This is a genomic window from Methylobacterium brachiatum, assembly GCF_900113845.1.
In the GTDB taxonomy this organism is placed as follows: domain Bacteria; phylum Pseudomonadota; class Alphaproteobacteria; order Rhizobiales; family Beijerinckiaceae; genus Methylobacterium; species Methylobacterium brachiatum.
The window spans coordinates 224,210-242,811 of sequence record NZ_FOQW01000004.1; the positions used below are offsets into that span (position 1 = coordinate 224,210).

The 18,602-nt window shown below is 70.1% G+C and carries 15 protein-coding genes; 9 read left to right on the forward strand and 6 right to left on the reverse strand.

Annotation, left to right across the window (positions count from 1 at the left end; all coding sequences use genetic code 11):
• The first annotated feature begins 137 nt into the window (after positions 1–137).
• From gltX to BMZ47_RS05370, 4 genes are all read left to right on the forward strand, one after another.
• Positions 138–1,559, forward strand: a complete 1,422-nt coding sequence (gene gltX / locus BMZ47_RS05355) for a glutamate--tRNA ligase (RefSeq protein ID WP_091859460.1) — start codon at positions 138–140, stop codon at positions 1,557–1,559.
• 314 nt (positions 1,560–1,873) lie between these two features.
• A complete protein-coding gene (gltA, locus tag BMZ47_RS05360) occupies positions 1,874–3,163 on the forward strand; it encodes a citrate synthase (protein WP_007560684.1) in 1,290 nt (429 codons plus the stop codon).
• A 20-nt stretch (positions 3,164–3,183) separates the two neighbouring features.
• Positions 3,184–4,125 carry a DNA-3-methyladenine glycosylase family protein gene (locus BMZ47_RS05365; protein ID WP_091859463.1) on the forward strand — a complete coding sequence of 314 codons (942 nt, stop codon included), beginning with the start codon at positions 3,184–3,186 and terminating at the stop codon, positions 4,123–4,125.
• Between the two features lie 72 nt (positions 4,126–4,197).
• Entirely contained in the window at positions 4,198–4,446 is a 249-nt protein-coding gene (locus BMZ47_RS05370; protein WP_091859466.1) for an amino acid transporter protein, read from the forward strand.
• A 261-nt stretch (positions 4,447–4,707) separates the two neighbouring features.
• On the opposite strand, the gene parC is transcribed toward BMZ47_RS05370, so the two are convergent.
• Positions 4,708–6,954, reverse strand: a complete 2,247-nt coding sequence (gene parC, locus BMZ47_RS05375; RefSeq protein ID WP_007560693.1) for a DNA topoisomerase IV subunit A — start codon at positions 6,952–6,954, stop codon at positions 4,708–4,710.
• A 254-nt stretch (positions 6,955–7,208) separates the two neighbouring features.
• Entirely contained in the window at positions 7,209–7,928 is a 720-nt protein-coding gene (recO, locus tag BMZ47_RS05380; protein WP_091859469.1) for a DNA repair protein RecO, read from the reverse strand.
• 145 nt (positions 7,929–8,073) lie between these two features.
• Here recO and BMZ47_RS05385 point away from each other — a divergent pair, with 145 nt between their 5' ends.
• Both BMZ47_RS05385 and BMZ47_RS05390 read left to right on the forward strand, forming a co-directional pair.
• Positions 8,074–8,472 (forward strand): hypothetical protein, encoded by a 399-nt coding sequence (locus BMZ47_RS05385; protein WP_091859471.1) that lies wholly within the window; start codon positions 8,074–8,076, stop codon positions 8,470–8,472.
• A gap of 19 nt (positions 8,473–8,491) precedes the next feature.
• Positions 8,492–9,187 (forward strand): gamma-glutamylcyclotransferase, encoded by a 696-nt coding sequence (locus tag BMZ47_RS05390; RefSeq protein ID WP_091859474.1) that lies wholly within the window; start codon positions 8,492–8,494, stop codon positions 9,185–9,187.
• A 3-nt stretch (positions 9,188–9,190) separates the two neighbouring features.
• On the opposite strand, the gene BMZ47_RS28410 is transcribed toward BMZ47_RS05390, so the two are convergent.
• Positions 9,191–9,334: a hypothetical protein gene (locus BMZ47_RS28410; protein WP_007560701.1), complete on the reverse strand. Its 144-nt coding sequence runs from the start codon at positions 9,332–9,334 to the stop codon at positions 9,191–9,193.
• A 292-nt stretch (positions 9,335–9,626) separates the two neighbouring features.
• Between BMZ47_RS28410 and BMZ47_RS05395 the strand changes: the two genes are divergently transcribed.
• Complete coding sequence (locus BMZ47_RS05395; RefSeq protein ID WP_091859476.1) at positions 9,627–10,256, forward strand: hypothetical protein; 630 nt, start codon at positions 9,627–9,629, stop codon at positions 10,254–10,256.
• A 51-nt stretch (positions 10,257–10,307) separates the two neighbouring features.
• On the opposite strand, the gene BMZ47_RS05400 is transcribed toward BMZ47_RS05395, so the two are convergent.
• Together BMZ47_RS05400 and BMZ47_RS05405 are read right to left on the reverse strand one after the other, a co-directional pair.
• Positions 10,308–11,222, reverse strand: a complete 915-nt coding sequence (locus BMZ47_RS05400; protein WP_007560704.1) for a manganese catalase family protein — start codon at positions 11,220–11,222, stop codon at positions 10,308–10,310.
• 195 nt (positions 11,223–11,417) lie between these two features.
• Positions 11,418–12,329 carry a LysR family transcriptional regulator gene (locus BMZ47_RS05405; protein ID WP_091859479.1) on the reverse strand — a complete coding sequence of 304 codons (912 nt, stop codon included), beginning with the start codon at positions 12,327–12,329 and terminating at the stop codon, positions 11,418–11,420.
• Between the two features lie 100 nt (positions 12,330–12,429).
• Between BMZ47_RS05405 and BMZ47_RS05410 the strand changes: the two genes are divergently transcribed.
• On the forward strand, positions 12,430–13,104 hold the full coding sequence (locus tag BMZ47_RS05410; RefSeq protein WP_091859482.1) for a L,D-transpeptidase: 675 nt from the start codon (positions 12,430–12,432) through the stop codon (positions 13,102–13,104).
• A 147-nt stretch (positions 13,105–13,251) separates the two neighbouring features.
• Here the strand turns inward: BMZ47_RS05410 and dnaE are convergent, their stop codons facing one another.
• Positions 13,252–16,770: a DNA polymerase III subunit alpha gene (gene dnaE, locus BMZ47_RS05415; RefSeq protein ID WP_091859485.1), complete on the reverse strand. Its 3,519-nt coding sequence runs from the start codon at positions 16,768–16,770 to the stop codon at positions 13,252–13,254.
• A 516-nt stretch (positions 16,771–17,286) separates the two neighbouring features.
• Here dnaE and BMZ47_RS05420 point away from each other — a divergent pair.
• Positions 17,287–18,600: a glycosyltransferase gene (locus BMZ47_RS05420; protein WP_091859488.1), complete on the forward strand. Its 1,314-nt coding sequence runs from the start codon at positions 17,287–17,289 to the stop codon at positions 18,598–18,600.
• Positions 18,601–18,602 lie beyond the last annotated feature (2 nt).

Genomic DNA, 18,602 nt, shown 5'->3' on the forward strand with positions numbered 1-18,602 from the left:
GGCATGGGATTCTTAACGCACACCTCGGCCCGTGCTACAGCGCGTACTTCGTGCTACGGGCGCCACTTCGTGCGCCGGGCGCCGCCCGAATGCCCTGCCCCGCCCCGTCGCCCTCCGCCCCCGAACATATCGGCCCGATGTCCTCAGCCGTCGTCACGCGCTTCGCCCCCTCGCCCACCGGCTACCTCCATATCGGAGGAGCCCGCACGGCGCTGTTCAACTGGCTCTATGCCCGCCACACCGGCGGCAAGATGCTGCTGCGCATCGAGGATACCGACCGGGAACGCTCGACCAAGGGCGCGATCGACGCGATCCTCGACGGCCTGTCCTGGCTCGGCCTCGACTGGGACGGGGACGTGGTCTTCCAGTTCGCCCGGGCCGAGCGCCACCGCGCGGTCGCCGAGGAGCTGCTGGCCGCCGGCCGCGCCTATCACTGCTACGCCTCCGCGGAGGAGCTCACGCAGATGCGCGAGACCGCCCGGGCCGAGGGCCGCGCCCCGCGCTACGACGGGCGCTGGCGCGACCGGGACCCGTCCGAGGCGCCCGCCGGGGTCAAGCCGGTGATCCGGCTTCGCGCGCCCACCGAGGGCGAGACGGTGGTCGAGGACGCCGTGCAGGGCCGGGTGACCTGGGCCAACCGCGATCTCGACGACCTCGTGCTGCTGCGCTCGGACGGCACGCCGACCTACATGCTCGCCGTCGTGGTCGACGACCACGACATGGGGGTCACCCAGATCATCCGCGGCGACGACCACCTCACCAACGCCGCGCGCCAGAGCCAGATCTTCTCCGCGCTCGGCTGGGACATCCCCAAGATGGCCCATATCCCGCTGATCCACGGTGCCGACGGGGCGAAGCTGTCCAAGCGTCACGGCGCGCTCGGCGTCGAGGCCTATCGCGACCTCGGCTACCTGCCGGCGGCCCTGCGCAATTACCTGGTGCGGCTGGGCTGGAGCCACGGCGACCAGGAGGTGTTCTCCACCGAGGAGATGATCGCGGCCTTCGACCTGGGCGCAGTGGGGCGCTCGGCGGCGCGGTTCGACTTCGCCAAGCTCGCCAACCTCAACGGTCTCTACATCCGCGGCAGCGCCGATGCCGATCTGGTCGCCGCGATCGAGACGATCCTGCCCAATGTGGGCCCCGAGCGCGGCCTTCCGGCGACGCTCGAGCCCGACCTGAAGGACAAGCTGACCCAGGCCATGCCGGGCCTCAAGGAGCGGGCCAAGACGCTGATCGAGCTCCTCGACAGCGCCTATTACCTCACCGCCCAGCGTCCCCTGGCGCTCGACGACAAGGCCCGGGCGCTCCTCTCCGACGAGGGCCGGGCGCGCCTCGCCGGCGTGCTGCCGGCCCTCGAAGCCTTGCCCGACTGGAGCGCGGCCGCCACCGAGGGCGCCGTGCGCCAATATGCGGAGACCGCCGGATGCAAGCTCGGGCAGGTGGCCCAGCCGCTGCGGGCCGCGCTCACCGGGCGGACCACCTCCCCGCCCCTGTTCGACGTGATGGCCGTGCTCGGCCGGGCCGAGACCCTGGCCCGCCTCGGGGATCAGGTGGCCTGACGCATCGTCCCGAAGGCGAGCGTCTTTCGGGCCACGCCGATGCGCATCGCGAAACCCGGCCGGTTCGCCCGGGATGTGACATCCGGGACGATCCGGTCGCGCTGATCGGGCGACCGGGAACTGCGGGCGCCGGGTTGGATTTCGCTTGGCGAAGGGGTCGGGTTGTCACCCACCCCGTTGCTGCTGCACTGCCGTTTGGGTAACCCATGGCGCGTGAGCACCCGCAACATAACGCGGCGTGCTCCGGCCCCGGGGTCGCCTCGGGCAACCCGAGGCCGGCATCCGCCACGTCGCCAGAGAAGGGTCCACGTTCCATGAGCGCATCCAGCACCATCACCGTGGACGGCAAGGAGATCGAACTGCCGGTCAAATCCGGCACGATCGGCCCGGACGTCATCGATATCGGCAAGCTCTACGCCAAGACCGGCGCCTTCACCTTCGACCCGGGCTTCACCTCGACGGCGAGTTGCGAATCGAAGATCACCTACATCGACGGTGACGAGGGCGTGCTGCTCTACCGCGGCTACCCGATCGAGCAGCTCGCCGAGAAGGGCGACTTCCTCGAGACCTGCTACCTGATGCTGTTCGGCACCCTGCCGACCGCGGCCCAGAAGGCCGATTTCGACTACCGGGTCACGCGCCACACCATGGTGCACGACCAGATGAACCGGTTCTTCACGGGCTTCCGCCGCGACGCCCACCCGATGGCCGTGATGGTGGCCTCGGTCGGCGCGCTCTCGGCCTTCTACCACGACTCGACCGATATCACGGACGAGAGCCAGCGGATGATCGCGTCGATCCGCATGATCGCCAAGATGCCGACGCTGGCCGCGATGGCCTACAAGTATTCCATCGGCCAACCCTTCGTGTATCCGAAGAACGACCTCGACTACACCTCGAACTTCCTGCGGATGTGTTACGCGGTGCCGTGCGAGGAGTACGAGGTCAACCCGGTCTTCGCCAAGGCGCTGGACAAGATCTTCATCCTGCACGCCGACCACGAGCAGAACGCCTCGACCTCGACCGTCCGGCTCGCCGGCTCCTCGGGCGCGAACCCGTTCGCCTGCATCGCGGCCGGCATCGCCTGCCTGTGGGGCCCGGCCCATGGCGGCGCCAACGAGGCGGCGCTGAAGATGCTGATGGAGATCGGCACGCCCGAGAACGTCGGCAAGTACGTCGCCAAGGCCAAGGACAAGAACGACCCGTTCCGCCTGATGGGCTTCGGCCACCGGGTCTACAAGAACTACGACCCGCGCGCCCGGATCATGCAGAGCACCACGCACCAGGTGCTGAAGGAGCTCGGCAAGACCGAGGATCCGCTGCTGCACGTGGCCATGGAGCTGGAGCAGATCGCCCTCAAGGACGAGTACTTCATCGAGAAGAAGCTCTACCCGAACATCGATTTCTACTCGGGCATCACCCTCAAGGCGATGGGCTTCCCGACCGACATGTTCACCGTGCTGTTCGCGGTGGCGCGCACGGTCGGCTGGATCGCGCAATGGGCCGAGATGATCGAGGACCCGATGCAGAAGATCGGCCGTCCGCGCCAGCTCTATGTCGGCCCGACCCAGCGCGACTACGTGCCGGTGGACCAGCGCGGCTGAGCCGGCCCATCGAACCCGATGTGACCCCTGGGGCGGCCGAAGGGCCGCCCCTCTCGTTTGCGCAGGCCGCGGGATCCGTCGCCAGGCTCCGCCTCCCCGTCCGGCCGCCCTACGATTGGGCGTCGATCCGCGCCTTCCTGGCGAAGCGGGCGATCCTCGGGGTCGAATCGGCCGAGACCGGCGGCCAGACCTATGCGCGCACCATCTGCATCGGCGGCCGGCCCGGCATCGTCGCGGTCGCGTTCGGCGATGATGCGCTGCACGCGACGCTCCACGGCCTCGCCTCAAGCTCCGAACCGGAGATCGCCGCGCGCCTGCGCCGCCTGTTCGATTGCGATACCGACCCGGCGGCGATCGCGGCCTGCCTGTCCCGGGACCCGACCCTGTCGGACTTGGTGGCGGCTCGCCCCGGATTGCGCCTGCCGGGCGCCTGGGACCCGTTCGAGACCGGCTGCCGGGCGATCTTGGGTCAGCAGGTTTCCGTCGCCGCCGCGATCCGGCTCGCCGGAAAGCTGGTCGCGGCCTTCGGGACGCCCCTGGCGGAGCCGGTCGGTCCCCTGACCCATGTCTTCCCGACGCCCGCCCAGCTGGTCGAGGCCGATGTGGCACTCGCCCTGAACATGCCCCGGTCCCGCGGCGCGGCGATCCGAGCACTGGCGGCGGCGGCACTTGCCGATCCGGACCTGTTCGCCCCCGCCGGGACCCTGGAGGCGGCGGTGCTGCGCTTCACGGCGATTCGCGGGATCGGTCCCTGGACGGCCCAGTACATCGCCATGCGGGCGCTCCAGCTGCCGGATGCGCTGCCGGTGGGCGATGTCGGCCTGCTGCGCGCCCTCGCGACCGGCATTGGCCGCCCGAGCCCGGCCGCGCTCCTCGCCCGGGCCGAGGCCTGGCGGCCGTTCCGCGCCTACGCGGCCCAGCACCTCTGGGCCGCGGACGAAGCGGCCGTGACGGGGCGGTGAGGCGAGCGGTGGGCTTCCTTTTCCCCATGGGCAGGCCGGGTTTACGTTAGGGCCGGCCGGGGGGCTTGGTTCATGCCGGAACTGGACGAGGAAGCGCGCGACAAGCTTGTCGCGAACGAGCGCATCAAGTTCACAGGGACCTACGCCAATGGTCTCGCCGTCGCGATCTTCGCCGTGGGTGGTTTCGCGCCGTTCATATCGACCGCCCTGTCGGATCGCCCACATTTCGCGCCCGTGCTCATCGCGATGGCGGTTTGCTGGATCATGAGTGGCGCCATACCTTCGGGTGTGCGGCACGCGCTACGGGATCTTCGCCCATGACGACAGCCCAGTTCCTTCTCCTGCTCGCGGTGCCCTTTGCTGGCGGCGTGCTGGCCTTCGGCGCGCTCTGGCTCGGCCAGCGTTCGCACTGAGACAGGGTCTGTCCCACCCGCGCCCTTATCCTAGGTGCCGGAGCGTAGCGGAGGCCTCGAAGGAGGCCCCCAGCTGGCCTTGCGATCTCTCAAGCCCTCCTTCGAGGCTGCGGCGCAGGATCTCGGCGACGAGAAAGCGGGTTCGGCGTCCGTCACGATCTCGTTTCGCTCAGCGCCCGAACCGCTCGAACTTCGGGAAGCTGCGCGCCATCATCAGGCCGACCTCGCCGCGATGGCCGAGCCACTTCTCCAGCACCGCAGCGTTGGCCAGCCGCCCCTCGGCCGAGCCGTCCTGCCAGGGCAGGCCGTCGGCCAGCTTGAAGACGTGCGCGTCCGTGAGGCCCCCGCTGCGGCAGCGCTGGAGGCGGACGCCCTTGCCGCGGGAGAGTTCGGCCACCTCCGAGATCGGGAAGATCAGCAGCAGCTTCTCGGTGTTCACCACCGCCACGTGATCGCCGTCGGCCGGGACGAGCACCACGGCGGTCGCGTCCCCGTCCAGGCCGAGCACGCCCTTGCCCTTGCGGGTGTTGGCCACCAGCGCGTCGGAGGGCGCCACGAAGCCGCGCCCGTCCGAGCCGGCGATGAGCAGCTTGGTCTCCGGCTTGTAAGGCAGCGCCGCCACCACCTCGGTGCCGTCGTCGAGGTCGACCATCAGGCGCACCGGATCGCCGAAGCCGCGGCCGCCCGGCAGCTTGGAGGCCTCGATGGTGAAGACCTTGCCGTTCGAGGCGAGCAGCAGGATCTTCTGGGTGGTCTCGCTCGGGAAGGCGATCTTCAGCCCGTCATCGCCCTTGAAGGCGACGCCCGAGAGGTCGGAGACGTGGCCCTTCAAGGCCCGGATCCAGCCCTTGGTCGAGACGATCACGGTGATCGGCTCGCGCTCGACCAGGGCCGCGGTGAAGTCGATGCCGCCGACATCGGGCGGGCTCGCGAGCGTCGTCCGCCGCTTGCCGAGCTTGGTCTCGGGCCCGAACGTCTTCTTCACGGCGCGGATCTGCGCCTGGATCGTCTTCCACTGCGCCGGCTCTGAGGCCAGGAGCGCATCGAGCTCGGCCTTCTCGGCGGTGAGCGCGTCCAGCTCGCGCTTCAGCTCCATCTCCTCCAGCTTGCGCAAGCTGCGCAGGCGGGTGTCGAGGATCGCGTTGGCCTGGACCTCGGTCAGCTCGAACCGCGCCATCAGAGCGGGCTTCGGCTCGTCCTCCTCGCGGATGATGCGGATCACCTCGTCGAGGTCGAGATAGACGATGAGTAGGCCGCCCAGGATCTCCAGCCGGCGGTCGATCTGCCCGAGCCGGTAGCGGGAGCGGCGCTGCAGCACCACCCGGCGGTGGTCGACCCATTCCCGCAGACACTCGGTGAGCCCGATCACCTTCGGCACGAGGCCGCCGACCAGGACGTTGAGGTTGAGCGGGATGCGGGCTTCGAGTTCCGTGAGCCGGAACAGCGATTCCATCAGGATCACGGGATCGACCGTGCGCGAGCGCGGCTCAAGCACGACGCGCACGTCCTCGGCCGATTCGTCGCGCACGTCGGCCAGCAGCGGCAGCTTCTTCTCCTGGAGAAGCTCGGCCATCTTCTCGATCAGCCGGCCCTTCGGGATGCCGTAGGGGATCTCCGTGACGATGATGTTCCAGGTGCCGCGGCCGAGATCCTCCTTGTGCCAGCGCGCCCGGACCCGGAAGGCGCCCCGGCCGGTCCGGTAGGCCTCGGCGATCGATTCGGGCGAATCGACCAGGATGCCCCCGGTGGGGAAATCCGGCCCCTGCACGAAGCTGTTGAGCTGGGCCGATGTCGCCCCCGGATGGCTGATCAGGTAGAGCGCCGCGTCGCAGAGCTCGGCCGCGTTGTGCGGCGGGATCGAGGTCGCCATGCCGACCGCGATGCCCTGGCTGCCGTTGGCGAGGAGGTTCGGGAAGGCGGCCGGCAGCACCACCGGCTCCTCCTTCTCGCCGTTGTAGGAGGGGCGGAAATCGACCGTGTCCTCGTCGATCCCGTCGAGCAGCAGCCGGGCGACCTCGGTGAGGCGGGCCTCGGTGTAGCGGTAGGCGGCCGGACCATCGCCGTCGATGTTGCCGAAATTGCCCTGACCGTCGACCAGCGGATAGCGCTGCGCGAAGTCCTGGGAGAGGCGCACCAGCGCGTCGTAGATCGCCTGGTCGCCGTGCGGATGGAAGTCGCCCATCACGTCGCCGACGATCTTGGCGCATTTCTTGTGCGCGGTGTTCGGGTCGAGGCGGAGCAGCCGCATCCCGTACAGGATGCGCCGGTGTACGGGCTTCAGCCCGTCGCGGGCATCCGGCAGCGCCCGGTGCATGATCGTGGAGAGCGCATAGGCGAGGTAGCGCTCCTCCAGCGCGGATTTCAGCTCGACGCTCTCGATCCCGTCGCCGGATGGCGGCTCGAAGGGCTGGCCCATGACGGCTCCTGTCTCAGGGCAGGGCCGCCGACCGGCAGCACCACCACAACGCGCGATCCGTCATTCCGGGGCGCCGGAGGCGAGCCCGGAATCCAGAACCGCCCGCCGTGCCCGGGGTGACGGACGCGTCCACCCGTTCGACGATGCGGCTCTGAATTCCAGGCTCCGCTGCGCGGCCCCGGAATGACGGGGTTGGTCTCAACCGAGGCTCGGGCGGTCCCCGGCTCGGTCACATGCGGAACATAGCGCGAACATTACTCGGCCTCGCGACCGAGCGCAACGAATCGCGCGCGCTCCTCCGGCGCGGCGAGGCCGCGCGGACCCCAGACGTGCCGGTCGAGGAAGTACCCCGTCAAGGTAAACCCTTGCGCAACGCCGTCGGGCCCCGGCAATCCGCCTGCATGCAGGAAGGTGGGTAGGGCCAGGAGCTTATCGCGAAAAGGCTCTCCGGCGGAGGCGCTGACCGCCCGGCCGCTCTTGGGCGAGACGTAGGCCAGGGCGTCGTTGCCCCCGGTGGCCGCGCAGGCGGTGAGATCGAGGCCGAAGCCGAGTTCCGACAGGATCTCCAGCTCGAACCGCACCATCAGCGGCGGCGCCACGGCCGGGTTGTCGAGATGTTCGACCAGGATGCCCGCCGCCTCGTAGAGCGCCGGATGCGGGTCGCGCTCGGGCAGGAGACGCAGCAGCGCGGCCATGTGGCCGAGCCCGTAGAGGGCGATGCCCGAGCCGATCATCCGCGAGACCTGGGATTCGAGCGGCTCCACCGTGTAGGCGCCGAGCCCCTCGTCGAGCCGCGCCCGCCAGGTCAGCCGGACCCGGTTGCCGGGCTGGAGCACCGGCTGCATCCGGCGCGAGCGCCCGCCATGCACGAGCCCGAGATGGCGGCCGTGCGCCTCGGTCATCGCCTCCAGGATGACGCCGCTCTCCCCGTGCCGGCGCAGGCCCAGCACCAGCGCGTCGTCGGTCCATTGCATCAAGGTCACATCACCGGCTGAGAAGGCGCGGATCGCGGCACCGGCGATCCACCCCGAATCCCCTCATATAAGGGCTCCGGTGCCGCGCTGCCGCCTTTGCGCGCCCCGTAGGTGACGGTAGCTTGGCCGGGAAGGAATCACCCGCATGCGCCGCGTCGCTCCGGTTCTTGCCCTGGCCCTGACCATCACCGCGGCGCCGGCCGCGCCCAAGGCGGCGAAGCCCGCCGCCGAGGACGCGCCCTCCCCGGCCCTGAAGCAGCGGATCGCGGCTTTGGCCCTCAAGCAGGTCGATTTCGGATCGGTCTCGCTGCTGCCGGTGCGGTTCGAGGGCAGCCGGCTCGCGGGGCCGATCGAGGATGGCGGCCGGACGCTCTACTGCGTGTCGAGCCGGATGAGCGGCCGCACCTTCGGCAAGCCCGAGCGGCCGAAGGCGGTGATGCGCTATGCGGCCGACCGGCTGGAGGTGATCGACGACGACGAGGTCTGCACCGGCCACCGCAGCCAGCCGTTCCCGGAACTGGACGCCCTGGGCAACGCGCGTTGAACCTGCCGCGTTGACAGGCATGCCGTCATCCCAAGCGCGCCGTCTCGACCTCAGCCTCGACCTGATCGCCCGCGCCCATGCCACCCCCGTCCCGGACGACCCGAGCGCCCTCGAGGTGCTCAGCGACGCGGAGCTGCGTCCCGGGCTCGAGGCGATCACCGCGGGCCGCGAGGGGCACGACATCTGGGTCTTCGCCTACGGCTCGCTGATGTGGCGGCCGGAATTCCCGGTGGCCGAGAGCCGGATCGGGACCGTGCGCGGCTTTCACCGTCGCTTCTGCCTGCTCCAGCGCCGGTTTCGCGGCACGCCGGAGCGGCCGGGCTTCGTCCTGGCGCTCGATCGCGGCGGCCTGTGCAAGGGTCTGGCGTTCCGGCTGCCCGGCCTGGAGATCCGCGAGGCGCTGATGCCGGTCTGGCGCCGCGAGATGCGCGGCCGGGGCTACGTCGCCCGGTGGCTGCCGGTGGCGACCGAGGCCGGCACCGTCTCGGCGCTGACCTTCCTGGCCAACCGCGCCAACGAGCGCTACGCCGGCCGCCTCTCGGATGCCGAGATCGCGGAAAAAATCGCGGCCGCCTGCGGGCATGCCGGCCCCAGCGCCGAGTACCTGTTCCGGACCGTCGAGGCCTGCGAGCGCCTCGGCATCCGCGACCGGCATCTCTGGAACCTTCAGGCGCTGGTGGCCGCCCGGCTCAGGGCCTGCGCGCCGGGCGCGTGAGGCTCACGCCCAGGCACGCTTCATCGCGATGACGACACGGCCGCCCGCCTGCTCCGTATCCGGGTTGCGCGGCTCGCGGATGCCGGGCGCGCGCCCGGTGGTGACATAGACCACGAGGGTGAGGGCGAGGAGGATCTTGATGCGCATCGCGACGCTCAGGGTTGAGCAAGCGTGCATAGGATCGATCGGTTTTTACGGAGTTGCCGCGAGGCCCACAGGTTGTGGTTGTGGGCGCTTCCTGCAGCCGTGGTGAACGAACGGTTGCGGCCGAACCGCGATCGCCTGGGCATCATCTGAGGCAGCCGCTTCCGACCTTCGGAAAAAGACGATGCAGAACCAAGGATCTAGCGCATCGCGCCGGTTCCGGTATCCGGCGCGATGCGCTATGCCGCCGGCCCGAGTTTCCCACAGGCGCAAGTTTCCGACAGGCGAGGACAGGATGCGGCTCCGGATCGGCGTGGCCCTGGCGATTCTGGTGATTGCGGTCGCCGTTCTCGCCGCCGGACCCTGGCCCCACGGGTTCCGGCTGTCGGACATCCTGACCGGGGGCACGCCGGTGCTGCCCGACGGCTCGCGGCCGGTGCCGGGCTCCACGGACCTCGCCGGCAACGCCACCCTCGGCGTGGTCCAGCACCCGGCGACCCTGCGGCTCGCCTGCGATCCGGCCGGATCCGGCCTGTCGGCGGTTCTGACGGTGCCGCACTTCGCGGATTTCGCAGAGGGTTTCGACGTGGCCGGCCTGCAGGGCGGCGGAAACGCGGCGCCGCTCACCGGCATCCTGGTCTCGAACGCCGCCGGCGTCCGTTCCGTGCGGATGGCGGCGCAGGGCGCGGAAGCCCGCGATCCCGACAGGAGCATCAGCCTCACGGTGGCCGGCGCCCGCCGGGGCGAGGACCCGCTGCGCGGCGTCGCCCTCGCGCTCGCCCAGGCCGGCACGCGGCTCACCTGGACGCAGGCGAGCCCGCGCGGCGGGGATCAGACCCTGACGGCGGTCTTTTCCGTGGCGGACAGCGATGCGGTGGCGTTGAAGACGGCTCTCGGAAGCTGCCTCGCCGCGCCACCGCTGTAGACGTTGTAGGGTGGTTCGGCGCCGCGCGGGGCGACGCCGGATCCGATGGGCTCAGCGGCCCTTCTTGTAGAGCTTGCTGGCGATCTCGAAGATCTCTTCCGGCGCGTAATCCGGCGCGAAGGCACCGTAATTGCCATCGAGTTCGGGGATCTTGCCGCCCTCGGGGGCGCCGTCGATCACCTCGAGATTGCCCGGCGGATCACCCGGCAGCGCCACCTCGTCGTTCGACCAGACGCCGGCCGCTTCCTTATAATCGACCTCGCTGAACGTGTAGAGGCGGCGGTGCTTGCCCTCGTCGAGGTACTTCTGACACTCCGGCACCCGCGACAGGTCGATGTTCGGGGTCGGCAGCATCTTCTCGATCTCGACGCCGGTCAGCTTCTTCAGGGCCAGCGCATAGGCGTGCGCGTGCAGCGAGCCGCGCACCAGCAGATACGCGCAGACCTCACGGCCGGTCGGCTCGCTCATGGTCTCGTAGACCCGAAGCTTGTGGATGCGCGCACCGCATTCCAGGTGGAAGTTGTGCAGCAGGTCGATGATCAGATTGCCGGTGGTCGTGACCATGTCCATGTTCCAGGACGCGGCGTTCGAATTCATCGGCATCGCGCCGCCGCCATTCGACAGGAAGCTGCCGGCAAGACGCACATCCTGCATCTCGGCGAAGGGTGCCTTGGAGATGTCGACGTCCTTGGCCGGGTTGCCCGGGCCGTTGTTCAGCATGGCGATGCCGGTCGAGACCAGCTCGACGTGGCCGATCTCTTCGGCGAAAATGCTCGAGACGAGGCTGTAGAATGGGCGGAGCTTGGTCTTGTTACGAAAATTGAAGCTCTGGAACATGTAGTTCCCGAGTGTCGACATCTCGCCGTACTTACCGCCGAGCAGTTCCTGCAGGGCGGCGGCTGCGTTGGGCTCGGGCTTCTTGGGCTCCGGCAGCTCCGCGAGCAGGCGGTCGATCTTCATGAACATGCGGGCAGCTCCGTTTGCGCGAGGTGCGCTCGGAACCTACGGGTGAGGCGCCCACATGTTCCGACCGCCGACCGGGCTTCTTCCGTGCCCGGCGGGGAATCTTTTTCTTCCGAAGCGGGTTAGAGCGGAAAAAAATCTTGCGTGCGCACCAGTATCGGGAGGTGATGGTCGCTGGCCCGGCCGCCGGTCCCCGCGTCACACGTTTGCGTGCATCCCCTCCACGGCGCGGATCCGCGGCACGGCGAAATCGGTTAAGGCGCGCACCGCCGGGCGCATGTGGCGCACGGACGGGTAGACCAGATAGGCCTCGGTCGAGCGGACCTCGTAATCCGGGAGCACGCGCACGAGCCGGCCCGCCGCGAGGTGATCGGCCACCAGCAGGTGCTGCACCGGACCCATCACCCGCCCCGCCAGAAGGGTCGCGACCAAGACCTCGGCGTTGTTGGTGCGGAGCACCGGTTGCACCGGGACGGTCACGGTCTCGCGGTCCCGATGCAGGATCAGGGCGCTGCGGGCATCGACCGCCGCCCGGGTCGCCACGAGAGCGCAGGTGGCGAGCTGCTCGGGCGTCTCGATCCCGCCGGCCTGCGCCAGGTAGGCGGGGGCGGCGACCAGGATGCGCTGCACCCACCCGAGCCGGCGGACCACGAGATCCTGGCCCTCCGGCCGGCCGTAACGGAGCGCAAGGTCGTAATCCTCGTGCACGAGATCGATCACACGATCCTCCAGCACCAGATCCACCGTCACCCGCGGGTGTTCCGCCTGGAACGCTGTCACGATCGGATGCAGGTGCTTCACGCCGATGCAGGAGGGCGCGTGCAGGCGCAAGCGACCCTCGACGGAGCCCGCCTCGGTCCGGGCATCCTCCAGCGCCGCGTCGATCGCGGCCAGAGCCGGCTGGCTCGCTTCATAGAGCCGCTGGCCCTGCGGGGTCGGCCGCACCAGCCGGGCGGAGCGCTCCAGCAGGCGGGCGCCGATATGGGTCTCCAGGTTGCGCAGATGCTTGCTCACCGCCGGCTGCGAGACGCCGAGATCCCGCGCCGCCGCGCTCAGGGAGCTGCGCTCGACGGTGCGGAGGAAGGCGCGCAGGGCGAGGGCCAGGTCCATGGATGCCATCCGGTTATGGGTCCGATCACCCCATAGCCGCTGGGCGGGGCGACAGCGTGGCGGTTCTCTCGATCCGCACCCTTCGCGAGATCGCCGACCCATGACCCTCACCCGGCGAACCCTGCTCGCAGGCACACCCCTTCTGCTGGCCGGTTGCGTTACCCGCGAGACGGCGCCGGTGGCGGATCTGCGCCCACCGGTCGATCCCGCCTTTGTCGCAATGTATGCCGCCCTCCCCGGCGAGCCCTTCCCGGTCCCGGCGGTGGACCTGACGGGGATCGACCCGCGCTTCCTGCGCCAGGAGGTCGACTACGGCACGGCCGAACCCCCCGGCACGGTCGTGGTCGATCCGGGCGCGCGCTTCGCCTATCTCGTGCGGGAGAAGGGACGGGCGATCCGCTACGGCGTGGGCGTCGGCCGGGAGGAGGCGTTCAACTTCCGGGGGCCGGCCACCATCGCCCGCAAGGCCGAATGGCCGCGCTGGACGCCGACGCCGGCGATGATCCGGCGCGAGCCCCAGCGCTACGGGCCCTTCGCCGGCGGACTGCCGGGCGGCACCGGCAACCCCCTCGGGCCCCGGGCGCTCTACCTCTACCGGGACGGCCAGGACACGCTCTACCGCCTGCACGGCACGACGGAACCCCACACCATCGGCACGATGGTGTCCTCGGGCTGCGTCCGGTTCCTGAGCCAGGACATCATCGACCTCTACGGCCGCGTGCCGGTGGGGACGCGGGCCGTGGTCCTGGCCGCGACCGGATCGGCGGCGCGCTAGACAGCTCATCCCAGGTTTCCGCGGACGCTTCAGCCTTCGCCCTGTCATCCCGGGCTCCGCTTCGCGGCCCCGGGATGACGGGGCTGTTCTTAGACCGACCTCCGCAAAAACCACGGATCGCCGGCCAAGCAGGCTTCCGGCCCGATGTCAGCTCACCTCCACCTGCACCACCCCCGGCACGGTCCGGAGCTGGCCGGCGAGCTGGGGCGAGGCCTGGAACTTGCCCGGGAGCCGGATCTCGACCTCGCGGTCGCCGCCGTCGAGCTTGAGGATCAGCGAGACCTCGCTCTCCCCCCGCATCGACAGCCGCTGCTGCACCGGCGCGACCCCGCGCGGGTCGCTCAGATGGATGCGGATGCCCTTCTGGTGGCGGGCGACCGCGTGGTCGAGGGGTTCCGCGGTCAGGATCCGGGCGCGCACGTCCTCGCCCTCCAGATTCGCCTGGAGCTGGAGCACCAGGGGTCGGCCCGGCTCGAGGATGTCGCGGTACTGGCCGAGCCCTTCGGAGAAGATGATCGCCTCGAAATGCGCGGTCCGGTCCGACAGGGTGACGATGCCCATCTTGTTGCCGGTCTTGGTGCGCCGCTCCGCCCGGTCGAGCACCGAGGCGGCGACCCGGCCGACGCTGCTGGTCCCGGCCCGCACCGAGCGGCAGAAATCGGCCCAGCTCTGCACCCGCAGCTTGTCCAGCAGGTCGCCGTACTCGTCGAGCGGGTGGCCCGAGACGAAGAACCCGATCGCCGTGTATTCGCGCTTGAGCGTGTCGGCCATCGGCCAGACCTCGTGCGGCGGGATCCGCAGGGACACGTCGTCCGCGACCACGCCGCCGAACATGTCGGTGACGCCCGTGGAGGCCGCCTCGGCGGCGCTGGTGGCGAGCTTCATCATCGGCTCGACCGCCGCGAAGGCCCGGGCCCGGTCGGGCTCGATGCAGTCCAGCGCACCGGCCTGGACCAGGCTCTCCAGGGTGCGCTTGTTGATCATCCGCGGGTTGAGCCGGCGGGCCAGGCAGGCGAGGTCCTTGAACGGGCGGTCGCCCCGGGCCTCCACCAGCGCCCGCACCGCCTCGCGGCCGACGCCCTTGATGGCGGCGAGCGCGTAGAAGATCTTGCCGTCGCGCACCTCGAACACCTCGCCGGAGGTGTTGATCGAGGGCGGCTCGACCGTGATCTTGAGGCGCTGCGCGTCCTGGCGGAATTCGGCGAGCTTGTCGGTGTTGTCGATGTCGAGCGTCATGGCGGCGGCCAGGAACTCGACCGGGTAGTTCGCCTTGAGGTAGCCGGTCTGGTAGGTCAGCAGGGCGTAGGCCGCCGCGTGGCTCTTGTTGAAGCCGTAATCGGCGAACTTGGCCAGGAGGTCGAAGATCTCGTTGGCCTTGGCCTTGGTCAGGCCGCGCTCGGTGCAGCCCTTCAGGAACCGGTCGCGCTGCGCGTCCATCTCGGCGCGGATCTTCTTGCCCATGGCGCGCCGGAGCATGTCGGCCTCGCCGAGCGAGTAGCCGGCCAGGACCTTGGCGATCTCCATCACCTGTTCCTGGTAGACGATGATGCCGAAGGTCTCCTTCAGCATCGGCTCCAGCTTCGGATCCGGGTACCAGGACGCCTCGTTGCCGGCATCGCGGCCGAGCTTGCGCTCGCAATAGACCGGGATGTTGGCCATCGGGCCGGGCCGGTAGAGGGCGACGAGGGCGATGATGTCCTCGAACCGGTCGGCCTGCATCTCGCAGAGCGCCTTGCGCATGCCGGCGGATTCCACCTGGAACACCCCGACCGTCTCGCCCCGGCCCATCGGCGTGTAGGTGTTCTTGTCGTCGAGCGGCAGGCTCGCCAGGTCGATCTCGATGCCGCGCTGCTTCAGCAGGTCGGTGCAGCACCGCAGCATGGTGAGCGTCTTGAGGCCCAGGAAGTCGAACTTCACGAGGCCGGCCTGCTCGACCCACTTCATGTTGAACTGGGTCACCCGCATCCCGGTCTTCGGGTCTCGGTAGAGCGGGACCAGCTCCTCGAGTGGCCGGTCGCCGATCACCACGCCGGCCGCGTGGGTCGAGGCGTGGCGGTGCAGGCCTTCGAGCTTCTTGGCGATGTCGATGAGCCGGGCGACGATCGGCTCCTCCTCCATGGCCTGTTGGAGCTTGGGCTCGCCCTCGATCGCCTGGGCGAGCGTCACCGGGTTGGCCGGGTTCTGCGGCACGAGCTTGGTCAGCTTGTCGACCTGCCCGTAGGGCATCTCCAGCACGCGGCCGACATCGCGCAGCACGCCGCGGGCGAGCAGCGTACCGAAGGTGATGATCTGCCCGACCTGCCGCTCGCCGTAGCGCTGCTGGACGTAGCGGATCACGCGCTCGCGGCCCTCGACACAGAAGTCGATGTCGAAATCCGGCATCGAGACGCGCTCGGGGTTGAGGAAGCGCTCGAACAGCAGGCCGAAGCGGAGCGGGTCGAGGTCGGTGATCAGCAGCGACCACGCCACCAGCGAGCCGGCACCGGAGCCGCGGCCCGGGCCCACCGGAATGTCGTGGTCCTTGGCCCACTTGATGAAATCGGAGACGATCAGGAAGTAGCCCGGGAACTTCATCTTGACGATGACGTCGAGCTCGAAGGCGAGGCGCTTGCGGTAATCGTCCTCCGAGAAGCCCGGCGCCGTGCCGTGCTGCTTCAGGCGCAGCTCCAGCCCGGCTTCGGCCTGGCGGCGCAGTTCGGTCGGCTCGTCGGCCGCCACCGCCTGGACCGGGGCGTCCGACGCCTCGGCCAGCGCGTCGGCCATGGGCGGCGTCTCCCCCGCCGCCACGGAGCCGAAATTGGGCAGGATCGGCTTGCGGGTCCGCGCCCGCACGGCGCAGCGCATGGCGATCTCGACCGTGGCCTGGAGCGCGTCCGGCAGATCGTGGAACAGCGCAGCCATCTCGGCGCGGGTCTTGAAGGCGTGGCGCGGGGTGACCCGGCGCCGACGCTCGTCCGAGACCAGCCGCCCGTCCGCGATGGCGAGCAGCGCGTCATGGGCGTCGTAATCGTCGGGCTTGGCGAAGAACGGCTCGTTGGTCGCCGCGATCCCGAGGCCGTGGCGGCCGGCGAGGTCGAGGAGCGCCGTCTCGATCCGCGCCTCCTCGGGCAAGCCGTGGCGCTGGATCTCGACGTAGAGCCGGTCCTCGCCGAAGGCCGCCTTGAGCTGCTTCAGCCGGCTCAGGGCCAGCTCGGGCCGGCCGGCCCGGAACGCCGCGTCGAGGGGGCCGGACAGGCCGCCGGTGAGCGCGATCAGGCCGGTGCCGCACTCGGCCAGGGCGGCGGCTTCGACCCGCGGCGCCTCGCCGAGCGCCGTGTCGAAATAGGCGCGGCTCGCCAGCCGCAGCAGGTTGGCATAGCCGGCCTCGTCCTGGGCGAGCAGCACGACCCCGTGGCTCGTCGGCGCCGCGCGCTGGTGCGGGTCGGCCGCCTCGAACGCCACCGAGAGCTGCACCCCGGCGATCGGCTGAACGCCCTCCCCGGCCGCCTTCTCGGAGAATTCCAGCGCCCCGAACAGGTTGTTGGTGTCGGTGAGGGCGAGAGCCGGCTGCCGGTCGCCGACCGCGGCCTTGACCAGGGAGCCGACTTTCAGCGCCCCTTCCAGAAGGGAATAGGATGAATGGACGTGGAGGTGGACGAATCCGACCTCCTTGAGCTGGCGTGGCATGGCCGACCTTGATCCGGGGTCGCCCAACATCCCCGCTCGGCCTTGCCAAGTCGACGTATGGCGACGCCATCGGCGACGATATCCACCGGTCGTGTTCCGGGCGCACCAGTTCGGCCACCCGCTGTGGACAATCCGCGCTCGAGCGCCGATCGCCTGTGCATAAGGCGTTTCGGGCGGGAACCGCGCGCCAAAACGCAAAGCCCGGCTAACGGACGGGTGCCAGTGCTATCGCCCAGGCGCCGACAGCCGCGAACAGCATCCCGAACGCCATGAACTCGACCATTCCGGTCAGGACCAACCGCTTCAGCATCGTCGTGCCTCCCGTGTTCCGCCCCCATTATGTTCATGTTTTGTTCCGTTGAAAGCGCCTTCGGGCCTGCGGCGCCTGCGGCTTTAAAACGTGGTAAACAAATAGTGGCTTGATGCAGATCGGGTGGCCTGGCATGCCGCCGGCCTATACGGGCGTTCGATATTTGACCGGGGGGGTCAAAGGAGCAGGCTATTCCCGCGCAACACATGGGGGGACGGATCCAGGTCGCACTGGTGGCCGTCGGCACGCATGGCGACGTGCTGCCGTTCATCGCGCTGGGCCACACGCTTCTGGCCCGCGGGCACGGGGTCTCGCTGGCGGCACCGGCCCCGTTCGAGGCGATGGCGCGCCGCGCCGGCCTCGCTTTCCAGCCGCTCGGCTCGGCCGCCGACTACGAGTCCGTCATCGACCAGCCTGAACTCTGGCATCCGCGCTGGGGCTTCCGCCCCATGTTCGACTTCGCCATGCAGGTCGCCGAGACGACCTGCCTCTGGCTCGGGGCGACCCGGGCGCGCGGGGTCGAGCAGATCGTCGTCGCCTCGCCCCTGGCCTGGGGCGCGCGGTTGGCGCAGGAACTCTACGACATCCCGTCCGCCACGCTGCACGTGATGCCGTTCCTGATCGAGAGCCGGTCCGATCCGCCCCGGCTGCCCGGGCTGCCGCTGCCCCGGATCCTCCCGGCGGCCGCGCGCGCCTGGCTCAACCAGGGGGCCGACACGGTGGCGGTCGGCCCGTTCACGCTCCCGCCCCTGAACGCGCTGCGCGCGCGGCTGGGCCTCGATCCGGTCGCCCGGCTGCGCCACTGGTGGAACAGCCCGACCCGCATGCTGCTGATGTTCCCGGACTGGTACGCCGCCCCCCAGGCGGACTGGCCGGCCCAGGCGGTGCAGCTCGGCTTCCCGCTGGTCGACCGGTTCGGCGACGTGCCGGCGATGCCCCCGGAGCTCGAGGCCTTCCTGGCCGACGGGGACGCACCGCTCGTGTTCACCTACGGCTCGGCGATGCGCCAGGGGGCGTCCTTCTTCGAGACCGCCTTGGCGGTCTGCCGCCGGATGGGCCGGCGCGGCGTGCTGCTCGCCCCCCAGGACGGCCAGATCCCGAAGCCGCTGCCGCCCGGGATCATCCACCTGCCCTACGCCCCCCTGAGCGCGCTGCTGCCGCGCAGCGCGGCCCTGGTCCACCATGGCGGCGTCGGTACGGTGGCGCAGGCCCTGGCGGCGGGCATCCCGCAGCTCGTGGTCCCGGTCGCGTTCGACCATTTCGACGAGGGGCAGCGCCTCAAGGATCGGAGGCTGGGCGCGACCTTGAGCCGCCGGGCCTTCCGGCCGGCCCGGGCCGCCCGCATCCTCGGTCGCCTGCTGTCCGATCCGGCCGTGACGCGCGCCTGCGCCCGGGCCAAGGCGCGCATGGCCGAGGGCCCCGACGCGATCGGCGCGGCCTGCGACAGGGTCGAGGCGTTGGCGTTCCTGGAGGCCGAACGCGGATCCGGGCGGAACGCCGCGCAGGCCGCCCGCCGGTGAGG

Bases quoted from the DNA above. Each gene is read 5' to 3' on its own strand.
- BMZ47_RS05390 (WP_091859474.1), top strand. From the start codon at position 8,492: ATGCCGTCATCCCAAGCGCGCCGTCTCGACCTCAGCCTCGACCTGATC.
- BMZ47_RS05420 (WP_091859488.1), top strand. From the start codon at position 17,287: ATGGGGGGACGGATCCAGGTCGCACTGGTGGCCGTCGGCACGCATGGC.
- BMZ47_RS05385 (WP_091859471.1), top strand. From the start codon at position 8,074: ATGCGCCGCGTCGCTCCGGTTCTTGCCCTGGCCCTGACCATCACCGCG.
- gltA (WP_007560684.1), top strand. From the start codon at position 1,874: ATGAGCGCATCCAGCACCATCACCGTGGACGGCAAGGAGATCGAACTG.
- BMZ47_RS05400 (WP_007560704.1), bottom strand. From the start codon at position 11,222: ATGTTCATGAAGATCGACCGCCTGCTCGCGGAGCTGCCGGAGCCCAAG.
- BMZ47_RS28410 (WP_007560701.1), bottom strand. From the start codon at position 9,334: ATGCGCATCAAGATCCTCCTCGCCCTCACCCTCGTGGTCTATGTCACC.
- BMZ47_RS05410 (WP_091859482.1), top strand. From the start codon at position 12,430: ATGACCCTCACCCGGCGAACCCTGCTCGCAGGCACACCCCTTCTGCTG.
- parC (WP_007560693.1), bottom strand. From the start codon at position 6,954: ATGGGCCAGCCCTTCGAGCCGCCATCCGGCGACGGGATCGAGAGCGTC.
- recO (WP_091859469.1), bottom strand. From the start codon at position 7,928: ATGCAATGGACCGACGACGCGCTGGTGCTGGGCCTGCGCCGGCACGGG.
- BMZ47_RS05370 (WP_091859466.1), top strand. From the start codon at position 4,198: ATGCCGGAACTGGACGAGGAAGCGCGCGACAAGCTTGTCGCGAACGAG.
- gltX (WP_091859460.1), top strand. From the start codon at position 138: ATGTCCTCAGCCGTCGTCACGCGCTTCGCCCCCTCGCCCACCGGCTAC.
- BMZ47_RS05395 (WP_091859476.1), top strand. From the start codon at position 9,627: ATGCGGCTCCGGATCGGCGTGGCCCTGGCGATTCTGGTGATTGCGGTC.
- dnaE (WP_091859485.1), bottom strand. From the start codon at position 16,770: ATGCCACGCCAGCTCAAGGAGGTCGGATTCGTCCACCTCCACGTCCAT.
- BMZ47_RS05405 (WP_091859479.1), bottom strand. From the start codon at position 12,329: ATGGACCTGGCCCTCGCCCTGCGCGCCTTCCTCCGCACCGTCGAGCGC.